Genomic DNA, 16,191 nt, shown 5'->3' with positions numbered 1-16,191 from the left:
TTCCAAATCAGAGCAGCGTGATCCACGCTTGTTGATCGCTCTGGCGAATCACTTGGCTTACGAATGCTCCAGAAAAGGAGCGATTGCCCCCTCGGCCCCAGGTTGCCCAAGCCGCTTGATTTCCCATTCAAGCCGGATACCTGAATGTTCAAACACGCGCTTGCGAACAGTTTCCCCGAGCAATTCCAGATCATGCCCACTCGCTTCGCCTGTGTTGATCATGAAGTTGCAATGCATCTCGGACATTTGCGCACCGCCAATGGTCAACCCACGACACCCCGCAGCATCGACTTCCTTCCACGCAGACGTGCCAGCGGGATTCTTGAATGTGGATCCACCGGTCTTTTCGCGGATAGGCTGAGCCTTTTCGCGGTGCGCAACCACCTCAGCCATTTCCTGGCGGACCGTATCTTCGCTGGCCGGCTCGCCTTCAAAAACAGCTTCGGTAAAAATCAGGTCCTTGGACGCGCCCGAATGCCGGTAGCCATATCCCATGTCGGCATTCGTCAGCACATGACGCTTGCCTTGCCGATCTATCCCGGTCAATTGCACCATGCGCTGACAGGTCTCGGTCCCGTGTGCTCCAGCGTTCATACGCAAGGCACCGCCAATGCCGCCCGGAATGCCGGTGTAGAACGAAAACCCGCCCAGACCCGCCTTAGCAGCAGCCTCAGACAGCCGCTTATCAGGCACTGCTGCCCCGACTTTCAAGCGATTGCCCTCAAGGATCTCAACACCACCGAACCCCTTGGCGCTGAGGCGTATGACAACACCTTCAAGCCCGCCATCGCGGATTAGCAGATTGGAACCAAGCCCAACAGGCAGAACAGGAACGCTTTCTGGCAGTTTGGCCAGGAACGCTGAAAGGTCTGCTTCATCAGCAGGTTGGAACATAAGCTGCGCCGGTCCGCCAATGCGAAACCAGGTGACAGCCGACAACGGCTGATTGGCCGTCAACTTACCCCGGATGCCATCAGCAAGGCCGGGGTGAAGGTCCAATAGGTTCAGAAAACTCAAGTTCCGTCCCCTTGCAGCCGCTTCAATCCATCCGGCAGCGCATAGGCCCACTGGGATATATTACCTGCCCCAAGGCAGATGACATAATCGCCAGGCTCGGCAAACTCATGCACAAGGTCAGACAGTTTCTCAGGCCCGTCGATCGCATGGGCTGAACGGTGACCACGGGTCTTCAAACCGGATACCAGATCAAGGTGCCCTGCGCCTTCGATCGGCTGTTCGCCAGCGGCATAAACAGGCGCGATGATGACCGTGTCTGCATCATTGAAACAGCTTGAGAAATCGTCGAACAAGCTTTCCAGTCTGGAATAGCGATGCGGCTGCACCACGGCAATCACCTTGCCTTTGCTCGATTCACGGGCAGCATGGAGCACAGCGCGAATTTCTACAGGGTGGTGAGCATAATCATCAAAGACCTCAATCCCTCCCGCAGTGCCAGTATGGGTAAATCGCCGTTTGACACCGCCAAAGTTAGCCAACCCGCTGCGAATATCATCAAGGCTGACACCAAGCTGCAGGGCAATCGCCACCGCTGCTGTTGCATTGGACACATTGTGCAGGCCCGGCATCGGCAGAACCAAATCCTTCAGCTCTGCATCATCGCCACTACGCCTGTCCCGAATGGCCAGAGAGAATGTCGAACGCCCACCATCCATCGATACATCCGTAAAGCGGACATCAGATTGTGGGTTGGAGCCATAGGTGACAATCCGGCGGTCTTCGATTTGACCAATCAATGTCTGAACTTCCGGGTGATCCAGACACATGACAGCAAAGCCATAGAACGGCACATTCTCGACGAACTGCCGGAAGGCAGCGCGAACGCCTGCGAAATCGCCATAGTGATCAAGATGTTCGGGATCAATGTTGGTCACAACCGCAATGTCAGCAGGCAGCTTGACGAACGTGCCATCGCTTTCATCAGCTTCCACCACCATCCAGTCACCATCGCCCATGCGCGCGTTGGTGCCATAGGCATTAATGATACCGCCATTGATCACGGTCGGATCCATATGGCCAGCATCCAGCAAGGCAGCAATCATCGATGTTGTCGTCGTTTTCCCATGGGTGCCACCGACAGCAATCGCCTGTTTGAAGCGCATCAGTTCGGCCAGCATTTCTGCTCGCCTGACCACCGGGATCAAACGCTCGCGCGCTGCGACAAGCTCAGGGTTGTCCTTTTTGATCGCTGAAGACACCACCAGAACCTCGGCGCGGCCAAGATTTTCAGCCGCATGTCCAACAGCAATGCTGATCCCATTTTCGCGCAAGCGCTTGACGTTGGCATTCTCAGCCATGTCCGAGCCCTGGACCGTATATCCAAGCGTCTTGAGCACCTCTGCAATGCCGCTCATGCCGATGCCGCCAATTCCAACGAAGTGAATTGGACCAATATCCTGAGGCATCTTCATGATGCGTCTCCTTTAGCAGTGTGTTTTCCGGCAGCGACCTGCTCAACCAAGTTGGCCAAACGAACGACAGCGTTGGGTTTACCTTCACGAAGAGCGGCGTTGGCGGCCTTTTTCAAAGTCTCAGGTGCCGTCATCAAGCGGATGAGATCATCCGCCAAACGCTGTGGTGTCAGATTTTTCTCCTGAACAGGCCAAGCGCTGCCAACAGCTTCCAGTGTTCTGGCATTGACCAATTGGTCCTGATCCAACGCACCGGGAAAAGGAACCAGAATGGCGGGACGACCAATGACGGCCAGTTCGCTGACCGTCGAAGCGCCAGAGCGACTGATCACAAGGTGGCTGTCGGCAATGCGCTGCGGCATGTCGGTGAAAAACGAATGAAGCTCGGCTTCCACTTTCAATTCCACATAGGCCTTGCCGACACGTGACAAATCTTCAGGACGGCATTGCTGCACCAGTTTGATCCGCTTGCGCAATGCGTCAGGTAGTTTCGCAAGAGCCGCTGGCATGGCATCGGAAAAGAACCGCGCGCCCTGGGACCCACCAAAGACAAGCAAATGGAACCGCGTCTCTTCGCTCAGCATCGGATAAGGCGCAGCAGCCACCGAGATCACAGCATCGCGCACCGGATTTCCGGTCAGCGCGCATTTGACATCCAGCGCAGACTTCAATCCCGCAAGAGGCAGGCTCGTTGCGATTGCGGTTGCTCCCTTCGCCAGGAGTTTGTTGGCACGCCCCATCACACCGTTGGCTTCATGCAGAACGCTTGGCGTGCCAGTCAGTCGGGCCGCAAACATGGGCGGAAACGTCGGATAGCCACCAAACCCGACAACAACACGCGGCTTGAGCTGCTTGATAATACGACGGGCCTGCAAGGTTCCGCGCAGAAGGCTCATCGCCGTTTTGGCAAGAGCTATTGGATTTTTCCCACGCAGGGTCTCAGATTCAACAATATGAACTTTGCGTGCCGGAAACTCCGTGCCGAATTTGTCAGCGCGTTCATCCGTTGCCAGCTCCACCAGATAGCCACGCCGCCCCAATTCACTGGCAAGCGCCTGGGCTGGAAACAAATGGCCACCGGATCCCCCGGCTGTCAGTAAAATCGTGTCGGTCATGGGTTTCTTCAACTCAGGCTCACATTAGGCTCGATGGAGACAATCTGCTGACGGTGACACCATCGCCCTGTGACGGTCGGGGTCGTTTACGGGTCAAAGCCAGGATCGTTCCGGCAACCATTGCAGAGGACATCAGCGACGACCCACCGTAGGAAATAAATGGCAAGGTCATGCCCTTGGCAGGTATCAGGTTCAGGTTCACAGCCAGATTGATGGTTGCCTGCAAACCGAACAGAACCACCAGGCCGGCGGTCGCAAGACGCCCGAAAGCATCTTGATCCCGACTGGCATGAGATAGCCCGCGAATCACGATGAACGCGAAAATCGACACCAGAAACAAGCAAATGATAATCCCGAATTCCTCGGCGACGACCGCGAAAATAAAGTCCGTATGGCTATCGGGCAGGATGCGTTTCACCGTTCCCTCCCCCGGACCACGGCCAAACCAGCCGCCAGCCAGAAAGGCCTCCATGGCAGTATCAATCTGATAGGTATCACCAGTGCTTGGGTCCAGGAACCGGTTCACGCGTCCGGTCACATGGGGCAGGAAGAAATAAGCAGCTGTCAGCCCCCCCACACCGGCGACGCCCAGTCCGGCAATGGCAAACCAGGGCAATCCATTCAAAAAGAAAAGACTGGCCCAAACCATGCCCAGCAACATTGTCTGCCCGAAATCCGGCTGCGCAATCAGCAAGGCCGCACACATGGCGAACAGCAGCACAGCGAACAGAACGCCCGGAACTTCCCGACGACGGCCAGATTCGGACAATAGAAAAGCAATCAGAACCACGAATGCAGGCTTCAAAAATTCCGAGGGCTGCAGCGAGAAACCAAGAATATAAATCCAGCGTCGAGACCCCTTGGCTTCCATACCGAGGAACAAGGTCGCGACCATCAACACAAGGGCTATCACAAACACCAGCAAAGCCATGCGCCGAACCATGCGCGGCGTCATCAGAGACCCCGCCAACATGATGCAAATGGCTGGCACCAGAAACAGGGCTTGCCGTTTGACGAAGAAAAACGTTTCAACGCCGATCCGTTCCGCCACAGGTGGACTGGCAGCAAATGACAGCACCACACCACCAAACATCAACAGCAGAAAGGCTGCGAGCAGATAATGATCAACTGTCCAGAGCCATTCGGCGAAGCGACTGCGATCTGCGCGACTGACCATCAATCGGCTCCCTGGCTTATCTGAACCATGTCGAGGTCACGCACAGCGGCAGCAAAGGCATCGCCCCGCAGCTCAAAATTCGCAAACTGGTCAAACGAAGCACAGGCAGGAGACAAAAGCACGGCAACTTCAGCCGCACCGTCGAGCGCCGCATCACTGGCAGCATCAACAACAGCCCGGTCAATTGTATCGCTCACAACCACATCAACCTTGCCGTTGAGAGTTGCGGCAAACTCATCCGCCGCCTCCCCAATCAGATAGGCTTTTGCAATCTTGCTGAAGAACTGGTCCAGAGACGCGATGCCGCCTGCTTTGGGCTTGCCGCCAGCAATCCAGTAAATCCGGTCAAAGCTGTCGAGCCCACGTGCGGCCGCATCAGCGTTGGTTGCCTTGGAATCATTGATAAACAGCACACGGCCAGATCGTGCGACCAGCTCCATGCGGTGATGAAGACCGGGAAAACTGCGGAACGCTGCAACAATCGCCTCGCTCTCGAATCCAAGAGCCCGAAGTGCTGCAAATGCCGCGGCTGCATTTTGCCCATTATGCTGTCCGCGCAAGCTATCGATCCCGGCCAGATCACCCACCTTCACCTGCGCCCCGTCGCGCGCCTCATATAGAGATGTGCCTTTGACAAAGACCCCATCAGGCAAATCCAAATCCCCGGAAATCCGGCGAACCGGCATACGAGCCAGGTCTTGCCGGTCTGCTATCTCCGCAGACAGGCCATCATCGACGCCAACCACGGCAATCCGGCTGCCAGCGACGAGCCGTTCCTTGATCGCTGCGTAATTTTCCATCGAGCCATGCCGATCCAGATGATCCGGCGACAGGTTCAGATGAATGCCAACACTGGGATCAAGACCCGGCGACAGATCAATTTGGTAAGATGAGCATTCGATTACATGATGACGCCCGGACTGAGGCGGCTCCAGATCCAGCACCGGAATTCCAATGTTTCCGCCGAGCTGTACATCTGCACCGAGTGCATTGAGCAAATGGGCAATCAGAGCAGTGGTGGTAGACTTGCCATTCGTTCCCGTAATCGCGATCAAAGGTGCATCCGGACAAAGCATCCGGCGCTCACGACAGAACAACTCGATATCACCGATAACCTCGATGCCCGCGTCCTTTGCCAAGTCAACCGTCCAATGTGGGACGGGATGCGTCAAGGGAACACCCGGGGCCAAGACCAGTGCATCGAACGAGGACCAGTCGGCATCCCTCAAATCAGCCGCGTTCAGACCTTCCTGCCTGGCAGCAACAACGCGCACGTCTGCATCATCCCACACGGTGACCTCAGCGCCGCCAGCGAGCAGCGCTCGCGCGGTCGAAAGGCCTGATCCGCCGAGGCCGAACAGCACCACATGTTTGCCAGAAAAGGAAGTGACCGGGATCATACCTGCCTACCTCAGCTTCAAGGTGGCAAGGCCGACCAATGCCAGAACCACGGCAATGATCCAGAAGCGGATCACAACTTGAGATTCTGTCCAGCCGAGATACTCGAAATGGTGATGGATCGGAGCCATTCGAAAGACCCGTTTGCCTGTCAACTTGAAGGACACCACCTGAACGATCACAGAGACAGCTTCCAGCACAAACAAGCCACCGATGATCGCCAGAACGATCTCGTGTTTGGTCGCAACGGCAATCGCACCGATCATGCCCCCAAGCGCAAGAGACCCCGTGTCCCCCATGAAGATGGCAGCAGGAGGCGCATTGAACCAGAGAAACCCAAGCCCTGCTCCAATTACAGCGCCCGCGATCACCGCCAGTTCACCCGTTCCGGCCACATGATGGATCTGAAGATAGTTTGCAAAAACCGCGTTGCCCGTCAGATAAGCAATCAAGGCAAACGACGCACAGGCGATCATCACCGGCACGATGGCCAAGCCATCAAGACCATCAGTCAGGTTCACCGCGTTGCCCGCACCAACCATTACAAATGCCGCGAATGGAATGAACATGATGCCAAAGTTAAGCGTGAGATCTTTCAGGAACGGAAAGCCGATGGACGTTGAAAACGGCGCATTGTCCAAAGTCGTCACAGCATAGGCAGCCAGCCCGGCAATCAGAAATTCAAGCCCAAGTCTTGCCTTGCCTCCAAAGCCCTTGTGGGACGATTTGGTGACTTTCAAATAGTCATCATAAAAGCCGATGGCTCCGAACCCGACGGTCACTCCGATCACGATCCACACATAGGGATTGGACAGATCAGACCAAAGCAGCGCTGCGACCAGAGCCCCTGACAGGATCATCAGGCCGCCCATAGTCGGCGTGCCCTTTTTGGTCAGCAAATGCCCGGCAGGCCCATCTTCCCGAATAGGCTGGCCATGGCCTTGCCGGAGCCGCAAGCTGGCAATGATTTTCGGTCCGAACAGAAACACGAAAAGAAGCGCGGTCATGATCGCACCTCCCGTTCGGAAGGTGATGTACCTGAAGACGTTCAGGGCAGAGACTTGGTCGGCAAATTCGCCGAGAAAATAAAACATTCAGCCGTCCTTATGCCGCCTCGGTGTCGTCCTCGAGCGGAAATTCTTTTTTCAATGCATCCACCAGCGGTCCCATGCGGGTGCCAAGCGATCCTTTGATCATGATGACATCGCCGGGGCGAATGTCGGCAAACAGCATGTCTTTGAGACCAGACGCTAGATCTGAATAAGCACCACGCATCGCCTTGGGCAGCACGGTCCATAGCTCATGCATATAATGACCGGCGCAAAATACGAGATCGATCTCAGCGTCTTTAAGCGGCGTCATCAGATCAATATGAAGCGCGCCACTGTCCTCTCCGAGTTCGAGCATATCACCGATGACTGCGATCCTTCGGCCAGGACGCTTCACAGGCGTTTCACCCATTACCGCCAGGGCTGCTTTCATAGAGGCAGGATTGGCGTTGTAGCTGTCATCGACAAGGAAAGCGTGTCCGCCGCCAAGTCCCAGGCGGCTCATCTCACCACGCCCTTTGGGAGCGTGCATATCGGCCAGCGCAAGGCCTGCCATGGCAAGGTTAGCCCCCACCTCGACAACCGCAGTCAACACCGCAAGGCTGTTTTTGACGTGATGCCGTCCGGCCGCACCAATCTTGTAGGTAATCTCCTGTCCGAGAACCCGTGCATTCACGCTTGATCCACCGGCCTGCTGAATGTGTTTTTCCAACACTGTATCTGCGGTCTCGGTTTCACCAAATGTCTTGATCCGCGGAACCCGGGCAGCACCTGCGAGGAATGCCAGCAAATCAAATTGGTCATTGTCACGATTGAGGATGGCCACCCCATCCGGTTCAAGACCCACGAAAATCTCTGCTTTCGCCTGAGCAATGCGCTCAACGGAGCCGAAATACTCAAGATGGACCGGCTCTACGGTCGTGATGATGACCGCATTGGGCCGAACCATTTTGACAAGTGGTGTGATTTCACCCGCGTGGTTCATGCCAATTTCAAAGACACCATATTCGGTATCCCTTGGCATCCTTGCCAATGTCAGAGGCACACCCCAGTGATTGTTGAACGAGGCAACAGAGGCATGAACCTTGCCGGATCGCTCCAGACACAGACGCAAGGCTTCCTTCGTCCCGGTTTTACCGACGGAGCCGGTCACACCAATGATTTTTGCCTCGGTGCGAGCGCGCGCGGCAATCCCAAGCTGCCGGAGCGCTTCGAGCGGATCCTCAACGACAACATAACGACCATCTGCAGGCAGATCAGCCAGACGGTCAGAAGCCACCAAGGCCAATGAAGCACCAGCTTCAAATGCAGCAGCAACAAAGTCATGACCGTCAAACCGATCACCGATGATGCAGATGAACGCTTCACCGGGTTCAAGCGTTCGACTGTCGATGGAAATGCCGGTCACGGTATCTGCCGCATCGCCGCGCTTTTCACCGCCGGTCGCTGCCAGAAAGTCATCAAGTGTCCAGAGCGGCTCGCTCATTCATGGCCTCCCATGGCTATGGCCTTTACCACGGCCTCGTGATCGGAAAAGGGAAGTACCGTGTCGCCGACAATCTGGCCCGTTTCATGACCTTTTCCAGCGACACACAAAACATCTCCTTGCTGAAGGCGGCTTATCGCTGTACGAATTGCTTCCCCGCGGTCTGCGACCTCAAGTGCATCCGGTGCCCCCTCCAGAACAGCCTTGCGGATCAGTGCCGGATCTTCGCTGCGTGGATTATCGTCGGTGACAATCACAAGATCAGCTTTTTCCGCAGCAGCTTGCCCCATCAAGAGCCTTTTGCCCGGATCACGATCTCCACCGGCTCCAATGATGACCGAAAGTTTTCCATCAGTGAAAGGGCGAAGAGCCGCCAGAGCATTCTCGAGCGCGTCGGGCTTATGCGCATAATCAATCACGACCATGGCACCATTTTGAGTGCGTCCCGCAAATTCAAGACGCCCTGGTGCCCCCTTCAGATTTTCCAGAGCTCGCAGAACAAGCCCTGTTTCATGACCAACGGCGATGGCCAGGCCTGCGGCGATGAGTGCGTTTGAAACCTGGAAGCGCCCAATCAGAGGCAGCGTAACAGTAAACTCACCGCGCGGCGTTTGCAGGTTCAGCACCTGACCGAACCCTGCCTGGCGCAAACCTGTCAGCGTGATGTCCTTGCCGGTCTCCCCAACGGTAAACAGGTGCAAACCACGTTCCTGAGCGATTGCGATTACACGATCTGCATAGGCTTCACCCGGATCAACGACAACAGCACCGCCATTGGGCAGAAGATCCTTGAACAAACGCAGCTTGGCGCTCAGGTAGTCCTCGATGGTGGAATGATAGTCCATATGATCGCGACCAAGGTTGGTAAACCCAGCCGCTGCGATCCTCACACCGTCGAGGCGATGCTGATCAAGACCATGGCTTGAAGCTTCCAGCGCAACATGCGTGACACCATCATTTTCAAGCTTGTGAAGCTCGGCGTGCAACGCGACGGGATCCGGTGTCGTCAAGCCACCATAAACCCGTCCGTCTGCAGTGACGGTTCCGATGGTGCCCAGACTTGCAGCCGCATGACCGGCGGACTGAAAAATCTGGCGCACAAAATGCGCGACGGATGTCTTGCCGCTGGTGCCGGTGACAGCCACCAGGATCTGGGGTTGGCCAGAATGAAAATGCGCTGCCAGCAAGGCCAGCGCGCGGCGTGGGTCTGAGCTGCCCATGACAACCACATCGCCCGGCAATTCAGATTGCAATCGGGCAACGGCTTCAGACGCGCACAAGACAGCAACAGCCCCAGCCTCGACAGCGCTCCCGGCAAATTTGGTTCCATCCACCTGAACACCCTTGAGAGCGGCGAACAGAAAGCCCGGCTTCACCTCACGGCTATCAGCAGTCAGGCCGGAAATAGCGAGATCCCCGAAACCATTCGGCAGATCCAGGTCCGGAGCGGTCAAGCCCGAAGCGAGTTGGTCAAGTTGCATATCAAACGTCAGCCCGGTTTGTGCATCGTCTAAGGTCCCTTGGAACTGGATAACGGTTGCGACCCCGCCAGCATCCCCAGACCGTTAATAGGATATTTTGATCGCCTCTTCCCCCTTACCGAAGCGCGGCATCACACCCAGCATCGGCGCTGCCCGGCGAATGATCGCCCCCACAATTGGGGCTGCGTTCATGCCAGCCGTTGCAGGTAGGCCTTTACGCTCAGGCTTGGGCTCATCAATAACCGCAAGAACGACATACTGTGGATCATCCATCGGGAAGGCCGACAAGAACGAATTACGCCGCTTGTCATTAACATATCGGCCATTCTCGATTTTCTCAGCCGTACCTGTTTTGCCGCCAACTGTGTAACCTGGCACATCCGAACGACGACCGGACCCTGAAATGACGTTCAGGCGGAACAGATAGCGCAGAGCCTGACTGGTTTTCTCCGAGATAACCCGGCGGCCCAATGCCTCGGCCTCTTTGCGAGAGCGTGGCAGGAAGGTCGGAGGCAACAAGGTCCCACCGTTCACAAGAGCCGCAGCTGCGACAGCCGTTTGCATAGGCGTAACGGAAATACCGTGCCCGAAAGAGATCGTCATAGCGGCCAGTTCGTTCCACTTAGGTGGCAGAAGCGGCGTTGCATTTTCTGGCAGTTCGGTGTTGAGACGGCGCGTCAGGCCAAGGCGCTCCATGAACTCGCGCTGCTTGTTGATGCCAGTCGCCAGCATCATCTTGATGGTACCGATATTGGACGAATACCTGAAAATTTCGGACACGGTCAGGATACGGTTTTGGCCATGAAAATCCGTGATCGTCCGGCCATGGGCCCGGATCGGACGTGAGGCATCAAAGCTATCGTTGATCGCAACCTTACCGGAATCAAGAGCCATCGCCATGGTGAACGTCTTGAAGACGGAGCCCATTTCATAGACCCCGCCAGTTGCCCGGTTCAAACGGTTTTGATCGAGAGCCTGCGATCTGTCATTTGGATCATAATCAGGTACCGACGACATTGCGACAACTTCACCAGTCTTCGCATCCAGAACGATACCAACAGCAGCAATTGCCTTGAACCGATCCATGGCCTTGACCAATTCATCGCGCACCACGTGCTGAACCCGAAGGTCCATGGCAAGCTTAACCGGCTCCATCGTCCGATCAGAAGCGAAACCGAGCTCCCTCAGATCCCCCAACCATTCCTTATCGATGTATTTTTCAATGCCGGTCAAGCCAGCGTTGTCGACATTGACGGAACCAACAATGTGGCCCGCCGTTGGCCCGCCAGGATAAAAGCGCTGACTTTCGGATAGAAAGCCGATGCCCGGCAAGCCAAGGTTATGAACAGCGTCAGCCTGCCCCGGCGACAATTCGCGCTTCAGCCAGACGAAACCGGCACGGCTGTCGAGGCGACGACGTACCACAGCCCTGTCGAGACCCGGCAGTACCCGCATCAGCCCTTCAACAGCCTCATCGACATCCAGGATGCGGCGAGGTTCTGCATAAAGAGAAGCAGTCTTGATATCCGTCGCCAGGATCTCGCCATTGCGGTCGATTAGATCCGGACGAGAGGCGGACACGGAATCCTGAGCTGAAACCCAGGCTGCGGAAGGTGCCTCTTCCATGCCAGCCAGGATCACAAGCTTGGCACCGATCGCCAGGTAGACAAAGGCAAAGGCCATCATGGCAACATACACCCGGGACTTCACAGCCCCCGAGGAAATAGACCCCCCTGTCGCCCGCTGACGACGTGGACGCACCTGCAAGAAGGAGATGGTTTCTGTTGTTGTGGTCACTTATCTCCCCCTTATCTCACGGCCGTTGAAGAGCCGGCGTATCCGCCCATATGATCCGACCCGCCAATAGGCTCCAGCATGACAGGACGCGCAGGCAACTCTTCAGCCCTGACGATCTGATGAACATCAAGCGGCTGAAGCTCGAGGTATTCATTGTAACGTTCAACCAGGCGCTGAAGCCGCTCTGGCTGATTGAGAACACTCCATTCAGCCCTTAAATTGCGGAGCGTCTCGCGCTCGGCTTCAATTTCGCGCTGGAGTTCCGACACATACGACGCAGACTTTTTGGCAGCGAGTTTCATATCGTAGACGGCAGCGGCGCAAACCACGACAAGAAGTATAAAAAAGATGTTGATGTAGCGAACCATGGTCTCAGCCCCCTAGCCCGTTGAACTCGGCAAGCCGCGGCACACCAATGGAATGAATATCAAGATCTCGCGCATCAGCATCTGTTCGGCGTCCTGCACGAAGCTTTGCAGATCGGGCACGTGGATTGAGACCAGCCTCGTCTGCAGTTGGGTCGACAGCCTTACGGGTCAGCATCTCAAACGTGGCTGGCGGCACATCTTCTTCCGGCATGTGCCGGGAGCCGCCGCCGCGCGTTTTGCAGCGGTCAGCAAAAAAGCGTTTTACCAGCCGGTCTTCCAGTGAGTGGAAGCTCACCAGAACCAAACGTCCGCCTGGCTTCAGGATCTGCTCGGCGCTTCCCAATGCCTTGGCCGCCTGATGCAGTTCAGCATTCACATAAATCCGCAAGGCCTGGAAGGTGCGTGTCGCCGGATGGATTTGTGCCTTTTTGGGAGACCGCCCGAGAACCTTCTCAACCAGCGCAGACAACTCAGCGGTTCGGCTAAACGACTTGACCTTGCGCGCATTATCAATCGCATGAGCCACCGTTGTGGCCCGCTTTTCTTCGCCCAGAAGACCGATGATCCGGATCAGGTCTCGCACAGGCAGCTCATTGACAACATCGGCAGCAGACGGCCCGGCCTGCTCCATACGCATGTCCAGCGGTCCATCGCGCATGAAGGAGAACCCGCGCTCAGCCTGATCAAGCTGCATGGAAGAAACACCCAGATCGAGCACCACACCATCAACACCGTCGTATCCACAGGCACGCACATGTTTGTCGAGATCGGCAAATTGCCCTGCAACGAGCTTTAGCTTGCCATCAGAAGCCTTTACCAGTTCCTGGCCGCCAGCGATGGCATCCGGATCCCGGTCAATGCCAATAACCTGCGCACCGCGCTCAAGCAGGGCACGACTGTAGCCACCAGCACCGAAAGTGCCGTCCACAATGATCTCGCCTGGCTGTGGCGCAAGATTGTCCAATACAGGCTCAAGGAGAACCGGCACATGGCGCGCTGGTCCGCCAGCGTCATGAGCAGAGCCCAGTTCGCCGAGCGCCATCATGCCGGATCTCCTGGCAGTTGAACCGGAGCAATTTGCCCCGACAACATCGCAAGCGCGCGCTTGGAGGCCTCAGCGCGGTACTCGCGAAATCTCTCTGGTTGCCAAATCTGGAATTTATACCCGAGCCCGGCAAAGGTCACTTGGTCGGTTACGCCGGTCTGCTCTCGCACCAGGTCTGAAATCATCATGCGCCCGTCACTATCAATCTTCGGTGTTTCGCTCGCCCCAAAGAGAGCAACGGCCAATGCATCATGGTCCGGGGACAACTTTGAAAAAGCATCCAGCCGGGCTTGAATCTCACCAAGCAACTCATTGCCACCAGCATCCACCGCCGCCGTATGGGGCGAGGCAATGCAGTAGAGGCCCTCAAATCCGTCGCGCGCCAAAACCGCACGGAAAGGCGCAGGGATCGAAACACGACCCTTGGCGTCCAGCCGATTGGTAAAATGCGAAACGAAACCGGCCATAAGATCCTCTTTGCAGGTTTCTCAACCTGATGAAGCCCAACTTGACCCAAAACGATTTGGACAGCCTGCGGTCAAAGACAGCTGACATGGGAGCCTTTGGCTCCGACACGGTTCACCGCCCCATATTCTGGGTCTTTATGGGATAACATGGGATTTCATGGGAGGTCAATGGAATCTACTGGATTCCGGCCATCCAGCGCGCCCATTCATCCCTTACGTCAAACATGGCATTGCATGGTTAACGAAGCCTTGACAACAAAGAAGAATCGGAATCCAGAAACCGCAAAATAGGCCTTTGATCAGACCACGCAGAAGCCTGGCGACACTGCGCAAAACTGTGGACAGGTTCATGTCTGGGAGATGCTGCCTCAAGAGCAGCAGGATCAAGTTAAATGCCAGTCGGCCTATAAGCCGGGTTCTGTAAGGCACGGGACCGAAATCCCGCACGCGACAGCTATTCATCTGGGACGTCCGTTGCCGAACGCCTCTCGCAACCTACCCGGGTGACTGGTCCAGAAACAAACCTGAGCTCAAACCGAAGTTCTTGCCCGCGCCACCCCTATTCGGTTTTGCTCCCGGTGGGGTTTACCGTGCCGCCTTCGTTGCCGAACGCGCGGTGGGCTCTTACCCCACCCTTTCACCCTTACCCCGCCAACAGATTCAAGACCTGCATCCGGGGCGGTTTGCTTTCTGTGGCACTTTCCCTAGGGTCACCCCCGCCGGGCGTTACCCGGCACCGTGTTTCCGTGGAGCCCGGACTTTCCTCCCCCGCGGCCTTTCGGCACTTGCGGCAGCAGCTGTCCGGCCGACTGGCTCCGCTGCATTAGGTGGGATTGCGATTAAGGTCAAGCAAGTGAGGCCGATGCCGTCCCTGCAAACGTTGAATTATTATCCTCCTTCAAGCAATTCACTCAGCGCTGTCGCGAAGGCCTCGATTTGAGCCGATGTCGCCGCTGCAAAACCAATGATCAGACCCGGCTCGACAGGACGATCAAGGAAGCACGGACTTAAGGGCGAAACAGCAAAGCCACGTGCCTGCAGCTTCTTTGCCAAAAGCCCATCGTCCAGAGCTCCGCGAAACCGAACAGCAATCTGAACATTTCCGGTTGGTATCTCAACAAAAAGGGCATTGCCGAGCCGTGATTTCAGCGCTTGAACCAATGCCCTGCCCCGCACCTGATAAAGCTGGCGGATACGCTTCAAATGCGCCCGGTATTCGCCAGACGAAATGAAATCGGCGAGAGCAATCTGCGCATGTACATTGGCAAGGCGTCCGGTCTGCCGGAAAACTCGTCGCAGGCCATCAGCCAAATGATCCGGCACAACACAATAGGACACGCGAAGACCAGGCAGCAAGCTTTTGGAAAATGTGCCCAGATAGATCACCTCATCTGCCTGCGCCAAACCTTGCAACGCTGCGATGGGCCGCCCCTCAAACAAAAACTCGCTGTCATAGTCATCTTCCAGGATAATCGCTCCCCGCTCCCGTGCCACCTCCAGCAGTTTGAGACGACGCGCCAACGTCATTCGGCTGCCGAACGGATAGCTGTGGGATGGTGTGACGTAGATCAGCTTGGGCGAAGATCCATGATCTGCCATCGCATCAACCACAGCCCCGTCATGATCGACAGGCATTCCATGCACAGACAAGCCAGCACCGACAAAGGCGGTCCGTGCGCCAAGATACCCAGGATCCTCGATCCAGGCGAGATTACCGGGGTCCGCAAGAGCCTGAGACAAACCGGAAAGTGAAGCCTGCATGGACCCTGTGACAATAATCTGATGCGGCTCAGCCCTTACACCCCGCTCGCTGGCAAGATATTCAGACAAGACATGGGTCAATTCTGGATGACCTGTTGCATTTTCATAAAGCAATTCAGGTTGTGAGGTTCTGCGCGCTGCGCGGCGTAAAAACCGCCCCCAAAGATCATGCGGAAAAGAATCCAGTGCCGGTGCACCTGGCTGCAACGCCCCATGGCGAAAAGCCCAATTATCACCGCGCAAATCGGCAGCAAGACACGCCCCCCGTGCAGATAGCTTTGCCGAACCTGAAGCACTGGGCAGGCTGCGGCCTTCGCCCTCCAAAACCGCACTGTCCGAGATGATACGCGCCCGTCCGGGCCCTACCGTCACAATGGATTCTGCCTGAAGCAATTCGAAAGCCACATTGACAGTGTTGCGCGAAACGCCCAGGCGGTTTGCCAGATCACGAGACGACGGCAAGACCATACCCGGCTTGAAATGCCCATTGCCAACAGCCGAACGAATGGCCCGATAGATCTGCTGGCCAAGCGGAACAGATGCCTGGCGGTCAAGACTCACAAGCCCGTCCAATATATCTGGTACTTTCATTTTTCCATATCCGGATCTTTTGTAGAT

The 16,191-nt window shown here is 56.2% G+C and carries 13 protein-coding genes and 1 other RNA gene; all 14 read right to left on the bottom strand.

Going from position 1 to position 16,191, the window contains the following annotated elements:
• Positions 1 to 57: 57 nt before the first annotated feature.
• On the bottom strand, positions 58 to 1,017 hold the full coding sequence (gene murB / locus V6575_RS11395) for a UDP-N-acetylmuramate dehydrogenase (protein ID WP_340274455.1): 960 nt from the start codon (positions 1,015 to 1,017) through the stop codon (positions 58 to 60).
• On the bottom strand, positions 1,014 to 2,429 hold the full coding sequence (murC, locus tag V6575_RS11390; RefSeq protein ID WP_340274454.1) for a UDP-N-acetylmuramate--L-alanine ligase: 1,416 nt from the start codon (positions 2,427 to 2,429) through the stop codon (positions 1,014 to 1,016). The genes murB and murC overlap by 4 nt, the downstream gene beginning before the upstream one ends.
• Complete coding sequence (murG, locus tag V6575_RS11385; protein WP_340274453.1) at positions 2,426 to 3,544, bottom strand: undecaprenyldiphospho-muramoylpentapeptide beta-N-acetylglucosaminyltransferase; 1,119 nt, start codon at positions 3,542 to 3,544, stop codon at positions 2,426 to 2,428. Before murG ends, murC begins: the two co-directional genes overlap by 4 nt.
• A 19-nt stretch (positions 3,545 to 3,563) precedes the next feature.
• Complete coding sequence (locus V6575_RS11380; protein ID WP_340274452.1) at positions 3,564 to 4,721, bottom strand: FtsW/RodA/SpoVE family cell cycle protein; 1,158 nt, start codon at positions 4,719 to 4,721, stop codon at positions 3,564 to 3,566.
• A complete protein-coding gene (murD, locus tag V6575_RS11375; RefSeq protein WP_340274451.1) occupies positions 4,721 to 6,121 on the bottom strand; it encodes a UDP-N-acetylmuramoyl-L-alanine--D-glutamate ligase in 1,401 nt (466 codons plus the stop codon). Before murD ends, V6575_RS11380 begins: the two co-directional genes overlap by 1 nt.
• A gap of 6 nt (positions 6,122 to 6,127) precedes the next feature.
• The gene (gene mraY, locus V6575_RS11370; protein WP_340274450.1) at positions 6,128 to 7,213 is read right to left on the bottom strand and encodes a phospho-N-acetylmuramoyl-pentapeptide-transferase; all 1,086 of its coding nucleotides are present in this window, start codon (positions 7,211 to 7,213) and stop codon (positions 6,128 to 6,130) included.
• A 10-nt stretch (positions 7,214 to 7,223) separates the two neighbouring features.
• Positions 7,224 to 8,654, bottom strand: a complete 1,431-nt coding sequence (locus V6575_RS11365) for a UDP-N-acetylmuramoylalanyl-D-glutamyl-2,6-diaminopimelate--D-alanyl-D-alanine ligase (protein WP_340274449.1) — start codon at positions 8,652 to 8,654, stop codon at positions 7,224 to 7,226.
• The gene (locus V6575_RS11360; RefSeq protein ID WP_340274447.1) at positions 8,651 to 10,135 is read right to left on the bottom strand and encodes a UDP-N-acetylmuramoyl-L-alanyl-D-glutamate--2,6-diaminopimelate ligase; all 1,485 of its coding nucleotides are present in this window, start codon (positions 10,133 to 10,135) and stop codon (positions 8,651 to 8,653) included. The genes V6575_RS11365 and V6575_RS11360 overlap by 4 nt, the downstream gene beginning before the upstream one ends.
• Before the next feature lie 84 nt (positions 10,136 to 10,219).
• Positions 10,220 to 11,932, bottom strand: coding sequence for a peptidoglycan D,D-transpeptidase FtsI family protein (locus tag V6575_RS11355; protein ID WP_340274445.1), 1,713 nt, complete (start codon positions 11,930 to 11,932; stop codon positions 10,220 to 10,222).
• A gap of 11 nt (positions 11,933 to 11,943) precedes the next feature.
• Complete coding sequence (gene ftsL, locus V6575_RS11350; RefSeq protein ID WP_340274444.1) at positions 11,944 to 12,300, bottom strand: cell division protein FtsL; 357 nt, start codon at positions 12,298 to 12,300, stop codon at positions 11,944 to 11,946.
• A gap of 4 nt (positions 12,301 to 12,304) precedes the next feature.
• Entirely contained in the window at positions 12,305 to 13,345 is a 1,041-nt protein-coding gene (gene rsmH, locus V6575_RS11345) for a 16S rRNA (cytosine(1402)-N(4))-methyltransferase RsmH (protein ID WP_340274443.1), read from the bottom strand.
• Positions 13,342 to 13,812, bottom strand: a complete 471-nt coding sequence (locus V6575_RS11340) for a division/cell wall cluster transcriptional repressor MraZ (protein ID WP_340274442.1) — start codon at positions 13,810 to 13,812, stop codon at positions 13,342 to 13,344. The genes rsmH and V6575_RS11340 overlap by 4 nt, the downstream gene beginning before the upstream one ends.
• Before the next feature lie 391 nt (positions 13,813 to 14,203).
• Positions 14,204 to 14,625, bottom strand: an RNA gene (rnpB, locus tag V6575_RS11335) — RNase P RNA component class A.
• 75 nt (positions 14,626 to 14,700) lie between these two features.
• Positions 14,701 to 16,164 (bottom strand): MocR-like pyridoxine biosynthesis transcription factor PdxR, encoded by a 1,464-nt coding sequence (gene pdxR, locus V6575_RS11330; protein ID WP_340274441.1) that lies wholly within the window; start codon positions 16,162 to 16,164, stop codon positions 14,701 to 14,703.
• Between the last annotated feature and the right edge of the window lie 27 nt (positions 16,165 to 16,191).

The sequence above is a fragment of the Roseibium algae genome (assembly GCF_037783265.1).
Classification (GTDB): domain Bacteria; phylum Pseudomonadota; class Alphaproteobacteria; order Rhizobiales; family Stappiaceae; genus Roseibium; species Roseibium algae.
The sequence above is the reverse complement of the archived record's forward strand: the minus strand, read 5'-3'. Positions and strand labels throughout refer to the sequence as shown.